This is a genomic window from Neobacillus sp. K501 (assembly GCF_053749995.1).
The window spans coordinates 547,637-567,359 of record NZ_JBSLYA010000001.1; the positions used below are offsets into that span (position 1 = coordinate 547,637).

A 19,723-nucleotide genomic window follows, 5' to 3' on the forward strand; every position below is an offset into this window, starting at 1 on the left:
ATCTTACTACAAAATAATTTTATTACCTAGAGCATCTAAAGGAAAATATTTATATACCTTTTGATGTTTAACCAGAGAAAGGAGAACATATTTTGAATCACGATCGAAAACCTCCCCACATACACGGAAAGCTAACAATTGATAACCTCTCACAAGCTCTCTTTATTGTGAATCGCCATGCCAAAACAGCAACCAACCCCAAATACCTATATAAATTAAAGCATGAATCATTAAAAAATTTAATTGCAGAAGGAAAAGCGAAAAAAATTGGACTCCATTTTTCTCAAAATCCTCGAAATAGCCAGCAGCAATCCGATGTTCTTGTCGAATGCGGGCGGTATACTTTTCATATTCCACCAACAAAGCTTGATTTCGAAGAACTTCCTCATTTGGGGAAATTGGATGGAAGTATGAGAAATCCTAAATCCTCGTTTTCACTCAATCATGCTAAAATGGTTTTACAAGCCTATACAGGGATTTCTGAATTCGAAAACCCCCCCTCAAATAATCGAAGAAATCAGCGTGCTTATCAAAAGCCAATTTTCAAAAAACTTGGAGAAAGATATACGTAGAAAAGCGGAAGCGCCTTGGTCAGGGGCGACAGGCATAAGACGAGCCGGCGAGAAGGTTGCTTTTTAACCTTCTTGACGGTTTGGCTTATGACCCGAGCCCCTAGGCGCTCCTCATAAAAGCTAACGCTTTTATTTCGTGCGAGGTACCGCTTTCGAAGCTTACTCTTGTGGAGCTGGACAATTCTCGAAGTCTAGATTTCTTTCTTTTCCTGTAACAAAGCCGGACTATCCGGCTTTTATCTTTATAAAGTTCTGTATATAATCAGTATTATGGAGGGATGAAAAGCGTGGAACACCTAGTGAATAAAACGGTAACAGACATAGAGGTTTCAGGAATTAGAAGATTTTATAATATGGTTTCACATATCGAGGATGTCATTTCCTTGACAATCGGACAGCCTGATTTCCCGACACCTGACCATGTCAAACAAGCAGGAATTGAGGCAATTGAGAAAAATTTAACTACCTATACTCATAATGCTGGCACCATCGAACTTCGAAAGGCTGCCAGTCAATTTGTCGCTCAAAAATATAATCTTAATTATAATCCAGAGACAGAAGTAATTGTAACGGTGGGGGCAAGCGAAGCGATTGATATTGCTTTTCGAACAATCCTGGCACCTGGAACGGAAGTCATTCTACCAGGGCCGATTTATCCAGGCTATGAGCCGATTATCCGAATGTGTGGTGCAAAACCCGTTTATGTGGATATAAGAGAAAATCAATTCCGTTTTACACTGGAAACGATACAACCTTACATAACAGAAAATACCCGTTGTATTGTTCTGCCCTATCCTTCGAACCCGACTGGGGTAAGTCTGACAGAACAAGAGTTGAAGGAAATCGCAAATTACCTAAAGAACAAAGATATTTTTATTCTTGCAGATGAAATATACAGTGAGTTACTTTATGACCAACCACATGTGTCGATTGCATCCTTCATTAAAGAGAAAACGATCGTCATTAATGGTTTATCTAAATCTCATTCCATGACAGGCTGGCGTATTGGTTTGTTATTTGCACCTGAGAACATTTCTAAACATATTATTAAAGTGCATCAATACAATGTTTCATGTGCAAATTCGATTGCCCAATATGCCGCTTTAGAGGCATTAACCAGCGGGATCGATGATGCTCTTCCGATGAAACGAGAATATCAATTAAGACGCGAATATGTCTTTCAGCGTTTAACTTCAATGGGATTAGATGTAGTGAAGCCTGACGGAGCCTTTTATTTCTTTGTAAAAATCCCTCCATCCTTCCCATCGAATAGTTTTGATTTTGCACTAGATTTAGTGCATCAAGCAAAAGTGGCTGTCGTACCGGGTAGTGCCTTTTCAGACTACGGTGAAGGTTATTTCCGCCTATCCTTTGCTTGCTCTATGGAAACCTTAACATTAGGACTAAACCGCATGGAACATTATTTTCAAAATGACAGTCACCCTCACTGCTAAAAGTGAGGGTGACCGTTTATTGACCATTATATTGACCGTTATTTTTCGGCGCCTTTTCTTTTTTTGCTTTATCTTTATGAATTTTATTCGTTGCAGCCGATCCCATTTCATGAGCAAATTCTTCATTTAGTTTCGAAGAATCAAATCCCTTTTTGTTTTTTTGCTGTGGATCGTTCTTTTTGGTCCGTTTTGCCATTAAAATTCCTCCCAATTCAATTTCTTCACTAGTTTTTGAATTGAAAAGAAATTTATTCAAGGTATATATTAATCCTTCCAGTATTTATAAAGCGCTTGGGTGCCGCTATCCTCTTCTCCCTTTTCAGCCAGCTGTTCATAAAGGGATTTTGCCAGAGCCAGACCAGGCACTTCCATTTGCATATTTTCTGCCTCATCTAAGGCAATTTTCATATCCTTAATAAAATGTTTAATGTAAAATCCCGGTTCAAAGTTTTCTGCTAACATTCTAGGAGCAAGATTGCTCAAAGACCAGCTTCCTGCTGCACCTGATGTAATGCTTTTTAAAACTGTATTCGGATTTAATCCGGCCTTTTCAGCGTAGACAATGGCCTCACAAACACCAATCATATTGGAAGCGATGGCAATTTGATTACACATTTTCGTATGCTGACCACTTCCTGCCTTTCCTTGAAAAACAATATTTGTTCCTAGCCTTTCAAGAAGCGGTTTTACTCTATCAAAGTCTTCCTCTACACCTCCAACCATAATAGATAGTTTCGCATCTCTTGCCCCAATATCTCCACCTGAAACAGGTGCATCAATTGCATGAATACCCTTCTCCTTCGCAATTTCAAATATTTTCTCTGCTAGCGTTGGAGCAGAAGTTGTCATATCAATAACATAGCTTCCTGCTTTTACGGTTTCAAGGATTCCATTTGCTCCCAAGTAAATTTGTTTCACATCCTCGGGGTAACCAACCATAGTAAAAATAACATTTGCCTTTGCCGCTAATTCTTCAAGAGTCTCCGCCCATTGAGCCCCATTGTCTATTAGTTCCGAAGCTTTTTCCTTTGTTCTTGTGTAGATGATCAAAGGAAATCCCGCCTTCATTAAATGACCTGCCATACTTTTTCCCATTACGCCTGTCCCAATAAAGCCAATTATTGTATTTTCTGGAGTAAGCAACCGAATCAATCCACCTTTACCTATTTGTCTCTCATTATAATCCAAAACACAAAAAAACCGGAACCAATAGCATTCCGGGTTTGTGCTCAATCTCCAATTTATGCACCTTTTTAGCATGTCCAGTAAATGCTATAATTATTAGAGTTCAGAAGAAAAATTTGTTAAATACACTCTTCCAAAAACCTCTTGATCATTATAGATTTCAATTGAGACAGCATTATTTTTTTCTATCATCTCTTGAAGTTCATGGATGTGTAAATCCTCTACTAAGCGGATTGGCTCCATAAAGATATATTTCTCACTTTTCTCTTCTACCTCTACATATTCTCCGTTAAGAACCTGTTCTTCTCCATAAATAATTTCTCTTTTCCCCATCGCAGCAGCTAACTTATCATCATGAATCGTAACTTTCACTTTATACAGGTCATAGTTTTCCAAAAATTCGTTATTAATCCGAAAGCGAAATTGAAGTTCATTATTTTTGGTTAATAAGGCGTCTGCATAACGATTGACAATCAATTCCTTTGAAATTGGGAATCCACATCCAGTGATAGACGACATTAAAATGATTACGCTGACACATATTACAATCCACCTTGTCTTCCTCTGCATATCGAACACTCCTTTATGCTTCTACCATAACCAAAAAATTCTGGTAATAAACGTAGCCAAAGATATAAAAAAGAGACAGAAAGTTTCATTCTGTCTCTTTACATAGAAGTGTTATTTAGTTGCTTCTTTAACGGCTTCAATTACTTGTTCCGTTGTTTGCATATTGAGTACTTGTGCTGCAAGCTTCTCCATATCAGATTTCTTCAAATTCTTAATTTGTGAACGTGCTTTTAAAATTGACGTGGCACTCATTGAGAATTCGTCTAAACCAAGTCCGAGAAGAAGAGGAATCGCCGTTTCATCTCCAGCCATTTCTCCGCACATACCTGCCCATTTACCCTCTGCGTGGGCAGCATCAATCACCATTTTGACTAATCGTAAAATCGATGGGCTATAAGGCTGATAGAGATAAGATACACGCTGATTCATACGGTCAGCAGCCATTGTATATTGAATTAAGTCGTTGGTTCCAATACTAAAGAAATCTACTTCTTTAGCAAATTGATCTGCTAATACGGCAGTTGATGGAATCTCTACCATAATTCCTAATTCGATTTTGTCAGAAATTTTATTCCCTTCAGAAACAAGCTTTTGTTTTTCATCCTCTAGAATGGCCTTCGCTTCTCTAAATTCATCTAAAGTTGCAATCATTGGGAACATAATTTTTAAATTACCGTAGCTGCTTGCTCTAAGGAGTGCACGAAGCTGTGTACGGAAGATTTCTTGTTCTTCTAAACATAATCGAATCGCACGGAAACCTAAAAATGGGTTAAGCTCTTTAGGCAGTTGAAGATATGGAAGTTCTTTGTCGCCGCCAATATCTAATGTGCGGACAACAACTGGTTTCCCCTTCATACCTTCTAAAACAGCTTTATAAGCATCGAATTGTTCTTCCTCAGTTGGGAGCTGGTCGCGGCCCATATAGAGGAATTCTGTTCTATAAAGACCCACTGCTTCGCCGCCATTTTCAATTACACCCTTTAAATCATTAGGAGTACCGATATTCGCTGCTAGCTCTACATGATGACCATCAGCAGAAACCGTTTTTTCATTGACTAACTTTGCCCATTCCGCTTTTTGAGCTTCAAATTCCTGATGTGTTTTTCGATATTGTTCAACGAGTTCTGGTGTCGGATTAATATGGACTTCACCTTTAATCCCATCGACAATGACAAAGTCACCATTGTTAATTTCTTCAGTAGCAGTCTTGGTTCCTACTACTGCCGGAATTTCCATTGAACGTGCCATGATGGCAGAATGCGATGTCCGTCCACCAATATCAGTTGTAAAACCTTTTACGAATTGACGGTTAAGCTGTGCTGTGTCTGATGGTGTTAAGTCCTCAGCAACAATGATAACCTCTTCGGCAATCATACTGGGATTTACTAACTGAACATTTAACAAATGGGCTAGAACACGTTTTGTCACATCACGGATGTCAGCTGCGCGTTCTTTCATATATTCATTGTCCATTTGCTCAAACATCGTGATAAACATATCTGCAATTTCATTCAGGGCTGATTCTGCATTTACTTTCTCAGATTGAATTTTATCTTCAATTGGCCCAGTTAATTCAGGATCACTTAAAACTAGAAGATGTGCTTCAAAGATTGCTGCTTTATCTGCTCCCAGCTCAGTATTTGCCCGGTCACGGATTGCTTCTAGCTCTGACTTCGAGGTTTCCATTGCACGACGAAAACGGTCAACCTCAGAAGCTGAATCTTCAATCGTTTTCTTTTCAAAAGATAAATTTGGTTCAACTAAACGATATGCTTTTGCAATGGCAATGCCATTTGAAGCCGCTATTCCCTGTAAAAATGTCATTACTCTGCCAATCCTTCTTTTTTCAATAATTCTTCAAGGCTTCTTAATGCCTCTTCGCTGTCACTGCCTTCTGCAGAAATGGAAATATCAGCACCTTGTCCGATTCCTAAAGACATAACACCCATAATAGATTTTAAATTCACTTTTTTGCCTTTATATTCTAAGTTGATTTCAGAATCAAATTTACTAGCCGTTTGTACTAATAGAGTTGCTGGTCTTGCATGAATCCCTGTATCTGCTGTTACCTTAAATTGTTTTACCGCCATGATAATCAAACTCCTTCTAGTTTAAATGGGTTACTTGTCACTATTTACTTATTTACCAAACAACTTTTTATCAGGAAAAAAGTACGGCTGAACTAATTGTTATTTTTTCCCGAAAGCTGTGGAGTATGTAAAAAAGACAAGAAATATTGCATAATTTGAATTTTATACAATTGCTAGGATACCATTTTCAAACACTACAGACAACTGAAAAACACTTATGTAAGCGCATTAAAATCAAAGAAATAAATTTTTGATAAAAAAGTTCATAAAAAAGTCGAATTATCCCGAAATTATCCCTAGCTTCTTGCTTCTTTTAAGTATTTATATAGGACGTCACCACTCCGCTGGGCAATTCCACGAAAATGCTTAAAGTCTGTTCTCTTGACCAACACTTGGCGAAATACCATAAACTCCTCATTCTTAACGTAATACTCTGAAAGCTCTCCGTTCATTAATTTATCTAAGATTTCATTTACATATTGTTCTTGCACCAATGAGCACCTCTCTTAATAGCTTATTATTATAAAGTATAATAATGACCTGGCTTCTGTCTAATATTTAAAGAAAAAAGAAAACGATTCCATTTTTTTGATAATTTTTATAAAGAATTAACTTAATTGTCATATAAAAGGCTTTACGAATCTAGAAAATTAGTGCAAACTGTTATTTACATGGATATTAATAGTTTGTCAAGGGAGTGAGACTAATTTGAAAAAAGCAGAGGTAGGGAATATTATTGAATTCCGCGGTGGCTTACTAGGGATTGTTGAGAAAGTAAATGAAAATTCCGTCATAGTCGACCTAACGTATATGGACAATTACCGTGACTTAGAGTTAGATCAGCGAACAGTTGTTAACCATAAAAATTATAAGATTATAAAAGAAAGCGCTTATTAATTTAATAGAGTACAAGAAAAGACAGCCACTGAACTGTCTTTTCTTTTTGAGTAAAAAAAGTTATCTTTTGGCAAAACTGTTCGTGAAAGCCGTCATTCATCTTTTTTCGTTTCATTTGAAAGCTGCTTAAAAGATTTTACTTTTCCGTGAGGGTTTTGGTCTTGTTTACGAACAGTCCATTCTCGTTCATACTGACGTTGAGATTTACTCATTTTTAATCATCCTCCTTCCATTTATATATTTTTTTCATTTTCTTCAAACTTATTATTAAAAACCGTCTAAACTGTGATGTAATGATTTCCTTCCATTAAGCTTTTTTGCTAAAATAAATTTTAATGTTTAGAAAGGAGGTACTGAATTGCAGAACCGTTTTTTTGACCTCCGCCTCATTGCGGGTTTGGTTATTGCACATATCCTTATGTATTTCACTTTTCATGATCGTGCGATTTTTTGGTATATCTTTTCCGGGTCAATCCTTGTGTTAATTACCTTCGCGATGTTTCAAGAAGCTGTTGATGATGAAGCAGCCTTATTCAAATACATATCACTTGGCGTAATCTCGGGTTTATTGATATATTTGCTGTTTTGGCTCGGTTTTCAAGTTATTGAAATATTTAATCTCCCGTTTGAAAAAACCATAAACAAACTATATCGATGGTTTGCCCCCTCTCAATTTTGGCACTATCTTGCCCTCATTTTAGTAGCTGCACCGGGAGAGGAATTGTTTTGGCGCGGCTTTATTCAAAAGAGGCTGATGCGCTATCTTGGACCAGTGGCTAGTATTTTCGGTGGATCAATCCTCTATGCATCTGCCCACATCTATTCTGGTACTTTTATCTTAATGCTTGCAGCCTTTATTTCGGGTTCAATCTGGGGAGCCCTTTATTTATGGAAAAAGAGCATGCCCTTGGTCATTGTTTCACATATTATTTTTGATATATTAATTTTTCTTATCATCCCGCTGAAATAAAAGAGCATCAGTTCTCGCTGAACTGATGCTTTTTCTTTTGATTATTTTACAGGCCGGTCCATTGGCTTTATCCATAATAGGAAAAAAAAGCCCAGACTAATATAACCGAACAATGGGTACAGCACAGCTAACAATTCACTATAATTAACTAGGCTGATAAAGTACGAAACAAAAAATATCGCTGAAATCGAAATGAGAGTAGGGATGTTCATAAATTGCTTTAACTGGCGATCTAGTCCAAACACATTACCAATAACGGAAGTAAATATTTCTCCATAAATAACAAGGACAAAAACCCAATAAAAAAAAGGTGCCATTTGTTTCATAATGATAGCCATTGGAATATCATACAGCTCTAAATTAGGAAGCATGATTAGAGTGAAATGGCTAGAAATAAGTATGATTGTCAATGCAGCCCCACCCAAAAAACCTCCCCACTTGATCGTCCAGTCATCCTTAATCTCATTCGCTATCGGCACAAGGACTGCTTGGGCTAGCGCTAAGTTTAATGCAGTATATGAAAATGGTGCTAATATCCCTTTCCAACCATCTAGAGCGTTGGGTATGAATAATAAATGATCAATAAAATCAGCCTGCTTAACGGAAAACGTCATTAACATTAAACTAAAGCAAATCATGATTGGGACTACAAAAGAATTTACAGCAAATAATCCCCTTGTTCCAATCATCATTACGAGGAAGGATAAAAATATTGTGATAAACACACCTAAATTTTTTGATAGACCTAGTTGCTCTTCAAATACTGCCCCGGCCCCAGCAAGCATTACCGCGCTAACTCCAAGAAGCATAAACAACATGATAATATTAATACCCCGGCCTGCCCACTTGCCAAACAAGTGTGTATTTAATTCCTGATAAGAGACTGCATTTATTTGAGCTGCAATTCTCATTAATTTTGAACCTAACACAATTAAGAGATAGCCGCTTAGTAATATACTGATAAAGCCGATGAAGCCAAAGCGTGAAAAAAACTCCACGATTTCTCTTCCAGTTGCAAATCCCGCGCCAACAACAGTACCCACATAAACCGCGGCGATTTGAAAAGCTGCTGACCAATTCTTTTTCACCTCATCTCCCCCTCTCCCATCAATATATGAGGAAAGAGACAAACAAAGACGAGCTATTTATTTTTTTCAAAGTTGTGGTAAAAAATCCCTGAACAAATCACTTGAAAGTCAAAAAAGGTCAGAGTATACTGTGGTCATAAGGTCAAATATAGTCAAAGTCAAAACAATTACAATCATTGAGGAGGTTATATTAAATGCTTTGTCAAATATGTCAACAAAATCATGCTAACGTTCAACTTAACTTGAACATCAATGGACAACGTAAGGATATCAAACTTTGTCATGATTGTTATGTAAAAGAAAAGTCTGCAATGGGAGGAAAAATTGGACCAGCAATGAATGCTTTACCAGGTTTTTCATTTGAAGACTTATTTTTCTCAAAGAATTCTTACGAACAAAAAGAAAATGGCCCCCAACCCACTCAAAAAATGCATCGAAATAGCGGCAGCTTTATTGATCAATTTGGTCGTAATTTAACTCAAATAGCCAAAGCAGGTCTGCTTGATCCTGTTATTGGCCGAAATGATGAAGTTAAGCGCGTGATCGAGATATTAAATAGAAGAAATAAAAATAATCCGGTGTTAATTGGTGAACCCGGTGTAGGTAAAACCGCGATTGCGGAAGGTCTAGCGATTAAAATTTCAGAAGGAGATGTACCAAGTAAATTACGTAACAAAGAGGTTTATCTCCTTGACGTTGCATCGCTTGTAGCAAATACTGGTATTCGCGGCCAGTTTGAGGAACGGATGAAGCAATTGATTGCTGACCTGCAAGAACGAAAGAATATTATTTTATTTATTGATGAGATTCACTTATTAATTGGTGCTGGTTCTGCTGAAGGTTCTATGGATGCAGGAAACATATTAAAACCTGCACTAGCCCGTGGAGAATTGCAAGTAGTTGGAGCCACAACCTTAAAAGAGTATCGACAAATTGAAAAAGATTCTGCTCTAGAACGACGCTTCCAACCAGTTCACGTGTTAGAGCCTACTACAGAAGCAGCCATCGAAATCTTAAAAGGAATCCAAAAGAAATATGAGGATTTCCATGAAGTAAGCTATTCTAATGACGCTATTGAAGCCTGTGTACATTTATCACAGCGATATATTCAAGACCGCTTCTTACCAGATAAGGCGATTGATTTACTTGATGAGGCAGGATCAAAATTAAATCTTAATACAGATTCTACTAGCCATGAACAAATTGAAAATCGTCTGAATGAAATAGCAGCAAAGAAGGAAAAAGCTCTTAAAAATGAGGAGTATGAAAGGGCAGCTAGTCTTCGGGATGAAGAAGCAAAACTTGAAAAGGCCTTAAATACTGAAAGAAATCTTGAAAGACCGATAGTGACAGTTGAAGATATTCAAAAAATCATTGAGCAAAAAACTGGCATTCCGGTCGGCAAACTGCAGCAGGATGAGCAGTTAAAGATAAAAAATCTGAAAGAACATTTAAATAATAAGGTAATCGGTCAAGAAAAAGCGGTTGATAAAGTTGCAAAAGCGATTAGACGCAGCAGAGCTGGTTTGAAGCCTAAAAATCGCCCAATTGGATCTTTCTTATTTGTAGGTCCAACAGGTGTTGGTAAAACCGAGTTAACCAAAACGCTTGCAGAAGAATTATTTGGAACAAAAGATTCTATGATTCGTTTAGATTTGAGTGAATTTATGGAAAAACACAGTATTTCTAAATTAATTGGTTCACCACCAGGTTATGTTGGACATGAAGAAGCTGGACAATTAACTGAAAAAGTCCGAAGAAACCCATATAGCATCATTCTTTTGGATGAAATTGAAAAAGCTCATCCCGATGTTCAACATATGTTCCTACAAATTCTTGAAGATGGGCGTCTAACTGACAGTCAAGGAAGAACTGTTAGCTTTAAAGATACTGTTATTATTATGACAAGCAATGCTGGAGTCGGACATAAAACGGTTCATGTCGGGTTTGGAACGACTGAAGCCATTGAGGAAGCAAGCATATTAGATTCATTAGGCAGCTTCTTTAAGCCAGAGTTCCTAAATCGTTTTGACAGTATTATTGAATTCCAATCACTAGAGAAAGAACATCTAATACAGATTGTGGATTTAATGCTTGCCGAATTACAAGAAACGTTAAAAGAACAAAAGCTTAAAATGACTATAACAACTGAGGCTAAGGAAAAGTTAACTGAGCTTGGCTACCATCCATCCTTTGGTGCACGCCCGCTCCGCAGGGTGATACAAGAACAATTAGAAGATAAGATTGCTGATACTATCCTCGAAGACCCAAATGCTGCTCAGTTAGCTGTCACAATCGAAAACGGCCAAATAACCGTATCCGCTGAAAGAATCAATGTTAATTAAATCTATTAATAAAAGCGAAGCTCTTAAGCTTCGCTTTTATTACTTTATAATTTTTGATCTTCAACTGAGTTTAGCCATGCTTCAATTTCACCGACAACTGATTCAACACAGCCATCCTCAAATGGTGAAATTAAATTAGCAGCTTTCACGAGGTTTGTGAATGACATACTGCCACCTAGTTTACAAAGCTTTACATAATCGGCCCATGCTTCTTCTTGATTCTCTCTTCCGCGTTTCCAAAATTGGAAAGCACAAATTTGAGCTAGTGTGTAGTCGATATAATAGAAAGGTGAATTATAAATATGACCTTGGCGCTGCCAGAATCCGCCCTTTTCCAAATACGAGTTTCCATCGTAATCTTTATGCGGCAAATACTTTTTCTCAATTTTACGCCACTGCGATTTTCTCTCTTCTGGAGTCGCTTCAGGATTTTCATAAACCCAGTGCTGGAATTCATCGACGGAAACTCCATAAGGAAGGAATAATAGAGCATCGCTTAAATGAGAAAACTTGTATTTATCGGTATCTTCCTTGAAGAAAAGCTCCATCCATGGCCATGTAAAGAATTCCATACTCATCGAATGTATTTCGCACGCTTCGTACGTTGGCCAATAATACTCTGGAATTTCAAAATGACGGCTCGAATAAACTTGGAAAGCATGGCCTGCTTCGTGTGTCAGTACATCAATATCGCCAGATGTTCCATTGAAGTTAGAAAAAATAAATGGGGCTTTGAAATCCTCAATGTACGTACAATATCCACCGCCTGCTTTCCCTTTTTTCGCAACAAGGTCCATTAAGTTATTTTCTTGCATAAACTTGAAAAATTCGCCCGTTTCTGTTGAAAGGTCTTCATACATCTTTTGTCCATTTTCAATGATCCATTCTGGACTGCCTTTCGGAGCAGCATTACCTGTTTGATAATTGAAGCCTTCATCATAATACTTTAATTGTTGAACACCAATTCGTTCTTGTTGACGCTTCTTTAGCTTTGTCGCAATCGGGACGATGAAATCCTTCACCTGCTGACGAAATTTTGCAACCATTTCGGCATTATAATCTGTTCTCATCATCCGATAATAGCCGAGTTCAACAAAGTTTTTATACCCAAGTGTTTGCGCAATTTTTGTTCTAACTTTTACAAGCTCATCATAAATGCGATCAAGCTCAGTTTCATGCTCAGCTAAAAAAGCAAACTTTACTTCATTTGCTCTTTTTCTCATATTTCTATCGGTCGATTCAGTGAACGGCTCTAATTGAGCTAAAGTTCTTTCTTCGCCTTCAAAGTCAATTTTGGCAGAAGCGATCAGCTTTGTGTATTCTGTGGATAAGCGATTTTCCTTTTGAAGCAATGGAACAATCTCTGGTTTAAATGTCTTAATTTGACCTTCTGCAAGGGCAAATAGTTGCTTGCCCCACCTTGTTTCTAATTGGTAGCGAAACTTAGAATTAACAAGTGCTTGATAATACTTTGTCACTAAGCCTTCAACCTCTGGCTGGAGTTCGTCCATATAGTCTTGTTCAGCTTTGTAGAACTCATCATTTGTGTCAATAGAATGACGTATATAACATAGATTGAACATTGTCCCCAGATTGTTCCTGATTTCATTTATTTCATTCATGGCAAGACTCTGTTCCTCTACTGATGCTGCACTCTCAAATCGGCCCAGAACAGCCTCGAAGTTTTTCTTTACTTCTTCTAACTCTGGACGTACGTATGTAAAATTTTCAAAACTCATCAGATTAGCCCCCTTTTCTTGATTACCAATTATATGATTTCTACACTAGTGATTCATATTCCTTTTACACAAAAAAAATACGGCAAAAAGCCGTATTAAAATTTTCCTGCTGGCAATCCTAATTTTTTTAATAATTCAATCGCTTCCAGTTTTTCCTCATCTGTTAAGCTCGACATTAAACGATGGATTTGCTGGGCATGTTCCGGAAAAATTTCTTGAATAAAACTTTTCCCTTTATCCGTAATTTGAGCATACGTAACACGTCTGTCGTTTGGACAAGCAATTCTTATTAGCAAGCCTTTTTGTTCAAGTTTATCTACCACGTACGTGATACTGCCGCTTGCAAGCAAGATTTTTCCGCCAATTTGCTGCATTGGTTGGTCGCCTTTGTGGTATAGAAGCTCTAAAACAGCAAATTCTGTTGGATTTAACCCACTTGTCTGAATAACTTTATTAACATGCTCATTAATCGCTTTGTAAGCCCTTGAGAGGACAATAAATAACTTCAATGATTGAGACAATGACTCATTATCCATAAAAACTACATCCTTTATAAAATTATCTCAGCTTCAAGATTATTATAAATCTCTTTTAGTTTTGTGTCAATTTACATATGAAAACAGTATTTTTTTCCACCAGCTAGGAATAGTGATATAATTGTGACTATTCACAAATTATATCCAAAAATACATGAGGTGAGGATTTTGAGTCAACCTGCTGTTTTAGCTGCGAAGCTAAAAAACACATCGGAAACAACGATGTACAATATACTCTTCATCATAGGGATATGTCATCTACTCAATGATGCCATTCAATCAGTCATTCCTGCAATGTTTCCGGTATTAGAAAAATCAATGGGACTTTCCTTCACCCAGCTTGGTATGATTGCCTTCTCCTTAAATATTGTATCCTCGGTCATGCAGCCGGTAATAGGTATTATCACAGATAAAAAACCAATGCCCTATGCCTTGCCCATAGGCCTTACCTTCACGCTGGGCGGGGTTCTAGGCTTAGCCTTTGCTCCAAGCTTTGAGTTCATTGTTATCTCAGTGCTCTTTATTGGGCTTGGATCAGCTGTCTTTCACCCAGAAGGTTCAAGAGTGGCCTATATGGCGGCGGGTACAAGAAGAGGGCTGGCCCAATCAATCTATCAAGTTGGCGGTAACACGGGTCAGGCACTTGCTCCACTGATTACCGCACTCATTCTTGTCCCTCTAGGACAAAGGGGTGCTTCTTGGTTTTCTATTGTTGCTGCACTGGCAGTAATATTATTAATTTATATCGCAAATTGGTATAATAAGAGACTAAAAGCACCAGATGGATTGTTACTAAAGAAAAAAGAGAGTGTGAACCAAAAACAAAAAAATGTCCTTTCAAAAAAAGTAAAGCAAACATTATGGTTAATCTTGCTCCTTATATTCGCTCGATCATGGTATATTTCAGGAATGACTAATTTCTATGCTTTTTATGGCATTAAAGAATATTCGCTTTCTATTAAAGAATCACAGCTTTTCTTATTTGCCTTTTTAGTAGCCGGTGCGGTAGGGACCTTTTTTGGTGGTCCTCTTGCCGATCGTTTTGGGAAGAAAAAGGTTATTTTCATTTCGATGCTATTAACGGTCCCTTTTTCAATCCTCATTCCATTTGTACCGGCAATGGTCACATTTATTCTTCTTACATTAACCGGTTTTATTTTGATGACAAGTTTTTCGGTTACCGTTGTCTATGCACAAGAGCTTGTTCCTGGAAAAATTGGAACCATGTCAGGATTAACGGTCGGACTTGCCTTTGGTATGGGCGCCATTGGTTCCGTTGGACTCGGTTACATAGCTGACTTAATTGGTTTATCCTCAATGGTATCGTTACTTGGATTCCTGCCATTACTGGGATTAACCGCCTACCTGTTACCAAGTGACCAAAAATTAAGGGAATGGAATAATTAAAAGGATGGGGCATCCCATCCTTTACTTTATCTCTTGAATTTTTTGATATAATTCTTCCTTCTCTTCATCTGAAAGCATTCTTTCTGCCATCGGGAAAAGCACATTTTCTTCTTTAGCAAAATGCTCAGTTAGAATGAAGTAGGCATTTTTAATTAATACAGCTAAATTTTTCATTTCTTCTATCGCTTGACTGCTGTCAGCCTTTGACAAGAATTCTCCAATATGGGATTTCGCTTGGTCATGTTCGTATTCCATTACGGCAATCGGACCAGAAGTTGTTCCAATATATACTCCCATCATTGGAAAAAGAACCCCCTCTTCCCTGTCAGAATGTGGGTCAAGATCATCCTTAAATTTTGTCACCTGAATGATTAATTCAGCAAAACTTCTTTCCACCTCATCATGTTGTTCAATTTCCTGCGTTAATTTATATAGTCCATCTAATTGGACTAATAATGGCGGATGTTCTTCCTTTAATTGCTTCAATCCTTTACAAAGGTCTGCTGGAGGCATACCTCCAAAAGCACTCATGCAACCACTCATCTCTAACTACACCTCTTTGTGTTTATTGTTGTTATTAGTATAAAAGTTAAGTTTCTCTTTTGTTGTGACACCAGTCACATATTGCAAGAAAAAAGGCATTTTATCAACAAGACAAAATAGCTTGTTAAAATTTTCAAAAAATTTTAACATTTATACTCAAAAAAACTAAGAAACTTTCATATAATATAGATAGAAGTAATAAGGGAGGGCTAAAAATTATGAAAACCCCTAATTATCACGATTTTTATCAAAAGGCACTAATTCCTATTGGTGTAAATGACCTAGCATCACTTCAGGAATCCGAGCTTTTTCACTATGATTCACCGACGCATTGGCTAATTGCCGTCGAAGGGGTACAGCTCCCTCAGCCAAAAATCTATTACCACTGGAAAGTGAGTATTTATCCTGCCGATTGCGAAGGTGATTTTAATTGGCGAAGACCATTCTATTGTTCTCAAGCAATGGAGTCCATGGATTCTGCCAATCATTTAGCTAGTTCGTTCGTGAAATCAAGCAAACTTGATAACCTTTCCTCATTAAGCCTACAAGAGAAAATAAGCTAATCCCCAAAATATACTTACCTTCCGCTTCACCTTCTTTTTATTCTCACTTGTGAAATAACATACATATGTCGTTATATATAAAAGAAAAAGATGCTGTTGCTTATTTTGCAACAGCACCTTTTCTTATGCTAATCTAAAGACAATTCCATGACCTCCTTTTGGATATTCCCATTTGATATTCTGATAGGGACATCCAATGCGGCAGCTGCCGCATTCATGGCAGCCTTCATAACCAACCTGCATTCTTAGGCCTTCCCATTTATAAACCTCAGCGGGACAGAACACCGTACAAATTTTATCAGGGCATTTTGTCATACAAATATCATGGTCCATTACCGTTAAATGTGACTTCGTGTCTGCCTTAAAGCGAAGAAGATACTGTTTTTCTTCGATATTCTTCGTTGACATTATTTCACCGCCTTCCAAGCACGATAAATATCTTGCAATACTTTAATCGTTCCTCGTTCAGCTGTTACACTCTTCATAATTTGCTTCTGCTTATCACGTTTTGGGGTTCCATCAACCGTAAAGAACTTGCTGGCCGCTTTGTTCATCATCGGAACATATTCCTTAAAATATTGTGGATATTTTTCAAATGTGTGCGCCGCATCTTTATATTTCTCTAAATCTTTAATAATAAAGCTATCATATAACTTCTCCCGGTAGAGATTTAAACTAGATTCAGAAAAATCCCCGCGGAACTTAGCCTCAATAACGGTTTCTGCGGCCATTTTGCCTGATGCCATCGCCATGTTTGATCCCTCTCGATGAATCGCATTAACTAACTGGGCTGCGTCTCCGACGACAACAACACCGTTCCCGGCAACCTTTGGCACAGACCTGTAACCCCCTTCTGGAATGAGGTGGGCAAGATATTCAGCCGATTCACCGCCTGCGATAAGGGGGCGAACCATTGGATGAGTTTTTAAATAATCCAAAAGCTCATACGGCTTCATCTTCGCATTAATCATACTAGAAAGGGTTGTGCCTACCCCAATATTCAAGCTATCTTTATTCGTATAAAGAAACGCAGTTCCAAGATTCCCTTTTGTGGAATCTCCAAAGATTTCTATCGTACAGCCTTGATTTTCTTCCAAGTTAAAGCGGTCATTTATTTTCTCTTTTGGAAGATTAATAACTTCCATTACGGTTAGGGCTACCTCATCCGGACGGAATTCCTTATGAAAGCCTAATTGCTTGGAAAGCAGCGAGTTTACTCCATCGGCTAGAACCACGACATCTGCATACACTTCACCATCTGGACGATCGGTCCGAACACCAACAACCTTGCCATTCTCCACTATACACTCCGTAACCACCGTTTCGTTAATAAGCAAAGCACCAGCTGCTACTGCTTTTTGCGCAAACCATTGGTCAAACTGTGCCCTTAAAACGGTAAAGTTATTATAAGGCTCTACTCCCCATTCAAGTCCTTTATAACCAAATTGAAGGACAGATTCTTTGTCCATCATCCAGAACCGTTGTTCAATAACAGGTCGCTCAAGTGGTGCTTCCTTCCAAAATTCAGGAATCAGTTCTTCCATTTGTTTGCGGTACAAAACACCACCCATAACGTTTTTACTTCCTGGATACTCGCCTCTTTCAATCAGCAATACATTTAAGCCGCTTTGAGCACAAACGAGCGCACAGGCTGTGCCTGCTGGACCTGCTCCAACGACAATTACATCAAATTTTTCTCGCATAGCTTACTTCACCGCCTTTTTCGTTTCGCAGCTGCTTAAATTGCTCGATTAACTTCGGGACAATTTCCATTGCATCCCCTACAATTCCATATGTTGCAACATCAAAGATTGGTGCGTTAGGATCCTTATTAATGGCGATGATTAACTCTGAGTTTTTCATTCCTACTACATGTTGGATGGCTCCTGATAAGGCGATTGCGAAATAAATTTTTGGAGTAACGGTTTCACCAGTCTGGCCAATTTGGAGCTCATGCGGGAGCCAGCCCGCTTCGACAACATCCCGTGTTCCGCCAACTGTTGCACCTATACAATCCGCTAGTTCATAAAGAATTTCAAAGTTTTGGACATCCCCCATGCCTTTGCCGCCACACACGATAACATGGGCATCAGCTAAATTTGCCTTTTTTGTTACGTCATTCACAATTTGCAGCACTTTTGTCCGCATATCTTCTTCCTTTAAATCAATGCTTTCTTCAATAATCTTCCCACTTCTACCCGCATCAGGTTCAAGAGCTTTCATTACCTTTGGTCGAACCGTTGCCATTTGTGGACGATGTTTTTTACAAAGGATGGTCGCCATGATATTACCACCAAAAGCTGGGCGGCTCGCTTCTAGCAATCGTTTATCCAAGTCCACATCAAGCATCGTTGTATCCGCTGTTAAACCTGTTGCTAAGTCAGTAGCAACGGCACTCGCTAAGTCTTTTCCATTCGGTGTTGCTCCATATAAAATAATTTCCGGTTTATAGGTTTCAACAAGCTTCATAACGCCCTTCATATAGGACTCTGTCCGATATAGTTTTAAAACGGGGTGATCCACTAAATAAACTTCATCAGCACCATAAGCAATCACTTGATTGGCTAATGGTTTTATTTCGCTTCCTAATAAAAATCCTGCTAAAGGAACTTGTAGTTTATCTGCTAGCTTCCGGCCTGCACCCAAAAGCTCAAGTGATACTCCTTCAACTTTTCCGTTATTTTGTTCGATGAAAACCCAGACTCCACGGTATTCTTCAAAATTCATGTAAACCCCTCCCCACGTCAAAAGGTATGTTCTTTATTGGTTAGATGTTTGAATGGCTAATACGTCTTTTTTCTCCATCAGGATTTCCATCAGCTGTTTAACTTGCTCATCCGCCGATCCCTCTATTTTTTTCCCGCCTTCTGGACGCGGCGGTGTAAACATCTTTCCGACAATGGTCGGCGACCCTTTGAGTCCTAGCTGAGTGCGATCAACATTTTCAAGATCGCTGACAGCCCAAATGACGGGTTCATACCTTGCGGCTTTAATCATATTTGGCATTGGTGAGTACTCGATCGCATTTATTTCTTTTTCGACCGTTAATAAACATGGCATTTCGGCTTGAATCAATTCATAACCATTGGATAATTTACGTTTTATTAACACTGTCTTCTCTTCTAAATTCACTTCTGATACATCAATAACATTGGTAACTGGGGGAATATCCATCCTCCTGGCGATTCCTGGTCCAACCTGTCCAGTATCACCGTCAATCGCGTGTTTCCCACAAATTATCATATCAACAGGAAGCTCCTTGTTGATTCTCTCCAATGCCTTCGATAGGGCATAGCTTGTTGCAAGCGTATCTGCTCCAGCAAAGGCACGATCCGTAATTAAATAGCCTCTGTCAGCACCAATCTCAACGCTCTTCTTAATTACCGCTGTAGCCTGTGGCGGCCCCATTGATAATACGGAAATAGTACCGCCGGTTTTTTCTTTAATCTTTACAGCTTCCTGGACGGCATGCGCATCGTAAGGATTCAAAATGGCAGGTGCGCTGCGACGGTCGAGTGTGTTTGTTTTTGGATTGATTTTAATAATTTTTGTATCGGGAACTTGTTTGACACATACGACAATGTGCATGTAGGACTTTCCCTCCTCCAGATTTTTTAAGTAAAAAGGTAAAACGCTTTCTTTACTTGGTTATTAAAAATGCTTTTTATTACGATATATGAATCGCAACACAAGCATATGACCAAACATTGATCGTTTTCTGTTATAATTGATAAATTTAATAAGGATGTTACTCTAGAAGTAGA

The 19,723-nt window shown here is 38.3% G+C and carries 22 protein-coding genes; 7 read left to right on the forward strand and 15 right to left on the reverse strand.

The features are described 5' to 3' along the window. Positions 1–92: 92 nt before the first annotated feature. Positions 93–572, forward strand: a complete 480-nt coding sequence (locus ACWM35_RS02680; protein ID WP_454815212.1) for a YkyB family protein — start codon at positions 93–95, stop codon at positions 570–572. Between the two features lie 287 nt (positions 573–859). Next, entirely contained in the window at positions 860–2,026 is a 1,167-nt protein-coding gene (locus ACWM35_RS02685; protein WP_454815214.1) for an aminotransferase A, read from the forward strand. A gap of 16 nt (positions 2,027–2,042) precedes the next feature. On the opposite strand, the gene ACWM35_RS02690 is transcribed toward ACWM35_RS02685, so the two are convergent. The 6 genes from ACWM35_RS02690 to ACWM35_RS02715 all read right to left on the reverse strand — a co-directional run bounded on the left by ACWM35_RS02690 (position 2,043) and on the right by ACWM35_RS02715 (position 6,362). After that, the gene (locus ACWM35_RS02690; protein ID WP_454815216.1) at positions 2,043–2,222 is read right to left on the reverse strand and encodes a hypothetical protein; all 180 of its coding nucleotides are present in this window, start codon (positions 2,220–2,222) and stop codon (positions 2,043–2,045) included. 68 nt (positions 2,223–2,290) lie between these two features. Beyond that, positions 2,291–3,169, reverse strand: a complete 879-nt coding sequence (locus ACWM35_RS02695) for an NAD(P)-dependent oxidoreductase (protein WP_454815218.1) — start codon at positions 3,167–3,169, stop codon at positions 2,291–2,293. Between the two features lie 138 nt (positions 3,170–3,307). After that, positions 3,308–3,781: a hypothetical protein gene (locus tag ACWM35_RS02700; protein ID WP_454815220.1), complete on the reverse strand. Its 474-nt coding sequence runs from the start codon at positions 3,779–3,781 to the stop codon at positions 3,308–3,310. Positions 3,782–3,892: 111 nt separating this feature from the next. After that, positions 3,893–5,605, reverse strand: a complete 1,713-nt coding sequence (gene ptsP, locus ACWM35_RS02705) for a phosphoenolpyruvate--protein phosphotransferase (protein WP_454815222.1) — start codon at positions 5,603–5,605, stop codon at positions 3,893–3,895. Further along, positions 5,605–5,871 (reverse strand): phosphocarrier protein HPr, encoded by a 267-nt coding sequence (locus ACWM35_RS02710; protein WP_454815224.1) that lies wholly within the window; start codon positions 5,869–5,871, stop codon positions 5,605–5,607. Before ACWM35_RS02710 ends, ptsP begins: the two co-directional genes overlap by 1 nt. A gap of 296 nt (positions 5,872–6,167) precedes the next feature. Next, entirely contained in the window at positions 6,168–6,362 is a 195-nt protein-coding gene (locus ACWM35_RS02715; protein WP_454815226.1) for a hypothetical protein, read from the reverse strand. 217 nt (positions 6,363–6,579) lie between these two features. Between ACWM35_RS02715 and ACWM35_RS02720 the strand changes: the two genes are divergently transcribed. After that, positions 6,580–6,768: a YkvS family protein gene (locus ACWM35_RS02720; RefSeq protein WP_454815228.1), complete on the forward strand. Its 189-nt coding sequence runs from the start codon at positions 6,580–6,582 to the stop codon at positions 6,766–6,768. 92 nt (positions 6,769–6,860) lie between these two features. On the opposite strand, the gene ACWM35_RS02725 is transcribed toward ACWM35_RS02720, so the two are convergent. Further along, on the reverse strand, positions 6,861–6,980 hold the full coding sequence (locus ACWM35_RS02725) for a DUF6254 family protein (protein ID WP_454815229.1): 120 nt from the start codon (positions 6,978–6,980) through the stop codon (positions 6,861–6,863). A 146-nt stretch (positions 6,981–7,126) separates the two neighbouring features. Between ACWM35_RS02725 and ACWM35_RS02730 the strand changes: the two genes are divergently transcribed. Further along, positions 7,127–7,738, forward strand: coding sequence for a CPBP family intramembrane glutamic endopeptidase (locus tag ACWM35_RS02730; protein ID WP_454815231.1), 612 nt, complete (start codon positions 7,127–7,129; stop codon positions 7,736–7,738). Positions 7,739–7,779: 41 nt separating this feature from the next. Here ACWM35_RS02730 and ACWM35_RS02735 read toward each other — a convergent pair whose 3' ends face one another. Next, the gene (locus ACWM35_RS02735) at positions 7,780–8,826 is read right to left on the reverse strand and encodes a YkvI family membrane protein (protein WP_454815233.1); all 1,047 of its coding nucleotides are present in this window, start codon (positions 8,824–8,826) and stop codon (positions 7,780–7,782) included. A gap of 194 nt (positions 8,827–9,020) precedes the next feature. On the opposite strand from ACWM35_RS02735, the gene ACWM35_RS02740 reads away from it, so the two are divergent. Further along, positions 9,021–11,171 carry an AAA family ATPase gene (locus ACWM35_RS02740; protein WP_454815235.1) on the forward strand — a complete coding sequence of 717 codons (2,151 nt, stop codon included), beginning with the start codon at positions 9,021–9,023 and terminating at the stop codon, positions 11,169–11,171. 44 nt (positions 11,172–11,215) lie between these two features. On the opposite strand, the gene ACWM35_RS02745 is transcribed toward ACWM35_RS02740, so the two are convergent. Together ACWM35_RS02745 and ACWM35_RS02750 are read right to left on the reverse strand one after the other, a co-directional pair. Continuing rightward, positions 11,216–12,910: a M3 family oligoendopeptidase gene (locus tag ACWM35_RS02745; RefSeq protein WP_454815237.1), complete on the reverse strand. Its 1,695-nt coding sequence runs from the start codon at positions 12,908–12,910 to the stop codon at positions 11,216–11,218. Positions 12,911–13,005: 95 nt separating this feature from the next. Beyond that, positions 13,006–13,446 carry a MarR family winged helix-turn-helix transcriptional regulator gene (locus ACWM35_RS02750; protein WP_454815239.1) on the reverse strand — a complete coding sequence of 147 codons (441 nt, stop codon included), beginning with the start codon at positions 13,444–13,446 and terminating at the stop codon, positions 13,006–13,008. Positions 13,447–13,614: 168 nt separating this feature from the next. On the opposite strand from ACWM35_RS02750, the gene ACWM35_RS02755 reads away from it, so the two are divergent. Then, a complete protein-coding gene (locus ACWM35_RS02755; RefSeq protein WP_454815241.1) occupies positions 13,615–14,853 on the forward strand; it encodes an MFS transporter in 1,239 nt (412 codons plus the stop codon). A gap of 21 nt (positions 14,854–14,874) precedes the next feature. On the opposite strand, the gene ACWM35_RS02760 is transcribed toward ACWM35_RS02755, so the two are convergent. Further along, the gene (locus ACWM35_RS02760) at positions 14,875–15,396 is read right to left on the reverse strand and encodes a hemerythrin domain-containing protein (protein ID WP_454815243.1); all 522 of its coding nucleotides are present in this window, start codon (positions 15,394–15,396) and stop codon (positions 14,875–14,877) included. A gap of 218 nt (positions 15,397–15,614) precedes the next feature. On the opposite strand from ACWM35_RS02760, the gene ACWM35_RS02765 reads away from it, so the two are divergent. Then, positions 15,615–15,959, forward strand: coding sequence for a hypothetical protein (locus ACWM35_RS02765; protein WP_454815245.1), 345 nt, complete (start codon positions 15,615–15,617; stop codon positions 15,957–15,959). A 123-nt stretch (positions 15,960–16,082) separates the two neighbouring features. Here the strand turns inward: ACWM35_RS02765 and ACWM35_RS02770 are convergent, their stop codons facing one another. Genes ACWM35_RS02770 through ACWM35_RS02785 form a run of 4 tightly spaced genes read right to left on the reverse strand, consistent with a single transcriptional unit; the run spans position 16,083 to position 19,547 of the window. Continuing rightward, entirely contained in the window at positions 16,083–16,367 is a 285-nt protein-coding gene (locus tag ACWM35_RS02770) for a ferredoxin family protein (RefSeq protein WP_454815247.1), read from the reverse strand. Beyond that, a complete protein-coding gene (locus ACWM35_RS02775; protein ID WP_454815249.1) occupies positions 16,367–17,662 on the reverse strand; it encodes an FAD-dependent oxidoreductase in 1,296 nt (431 codons plus the stop codon). The genes ACWM35_RS02770 and ACWM35_RS02775 overlap by 1 nt, the downstream gene beginning before the upstream one ends. Next, on the reverse strand, positions 17,646–18,686 hold the full coding sequence (locus tag ACWM35_RS02780; protein ID WP_454815251.1) for an electron transfer flavoprotein subunit alpha/FixB family protein: 1,041 nt from the start codon (positions 18,684–18,686) through the stop codon (positions 17,646–17,648). The genes ACWM35_RS02775 and ACWM35_RS02780 overlap by 17 nt, the downstream gene beginning before the upstream one ends. Positions 18,687–18,719: 33 nt before the next feature. After that, on the reverse strand, positions 18,720–19,547 hold the full coding sequence (locus tag ACWM35_RS02785) for an electron transfer flavoprotein subunit beta/FixA family protein (protein WP_454815253.1): 828 nt from the start codon (positions 19,545–19,547) through the stop codon (positions 18,720–18,722). Positions 19,548–19,723: the final 176 nt, after the last annotated feature.

Coding starts and splice junctions, on each gene's coding strand:
- ACWM35_RS02710 (WP_454815224.1), bottom strand. CDS start 5,871: ATGGCGGTAAAACAATTTAAGGTAACAGCAGATACAGGGATTCATGCA.
- ACWM35_RS02780 (WP_454815251.1), bottom strand. CDS start 18,686: ATGAATTTTGAAGAATACCGTGGAGTCTGGGTTTTCATCGAACAAAAT.
- ACWM35_RS02745 (WP_454815237.1), bottom strand. CDS start 12,910: ATGAGTTTTGAAAATTTTACATACGTACGTCCAGAGTTAGAAGAAGTA.
- ACWM35_RS02775 (WP_454815249.1), bottom strand. CDS start 17,662: ATGCGAGAAAAATTTGATGTAATTGTCGTTGGAGCAGGTCCAGCAGGC.
- ACWM35_RS02725 (WP_454815229.1), bottom strand. CDS start 6,980: ATGAGTAAATCTCAACGTCAGTATGAACGAGAATGGACTGTTCGTAAA.
- ptsP (WP_454815222.1), bottom strand. CDS start 5,605: ATGACATTTTTACAGGGAATAGCGGCTTCAAATGGCATTGCCATTGCA.
- ACWM35_RS02740 (WP_454815235.1), top strand. CDS start 9,021: ATGCTTTGTCAAATATGTCAACAAAATCATGCTAACGTTCAACTTAAC.
- ACWM35_RS02700 (WP_454815220.1), bottom strand. CDS start 3,781: ATGCAGAGGAAGACAAGGTGGATTGTAATATGTGTCAGCGTAATCATT.
- ACWM35_RS02750 (WP_454815239.1), bottom strand. CDS start 13,446: ATGGATAATGAGTCATTGTCTCAATCATTGAAGTTATTTATTGTCCTC.
- ACWM35_RS02785 (WP_454815253.1), bottom strand. CDS start 19,547: ATGCACATTGTCGTATGTGTCAAACAAGTTCCCGATACAAAAATTATT.
- ACWM35_RS02770 (WP_454815247.1), bottom strand. CDS start 16,367: ATGTCAACGAAGAATATCGAAGAAAAACAGTATCTTCTTCGCTTTAAG.
- ACWM35_RS02760 (WP_454815243.1), bottom strand. CDS start 15,396: ATGAGTGGTTGCATGAGTGCTTTTGGAGGTATGCCTCCAGCAGACCTT.
- ACWM35_RS02765 (WP_454815245.1), top strand. CDS start 15,615: ATGAAAACCCCTAATTATCACGATTTTTATCAAAAGGCACTAATTCCT.
- ACWM35_RS02690 (WP_454815216.1), bottom strand. CDS start 2,222: ATGGCAAAACGGACCAAAAAGAACGATCCACAGCAAAAAAACAAAAAG.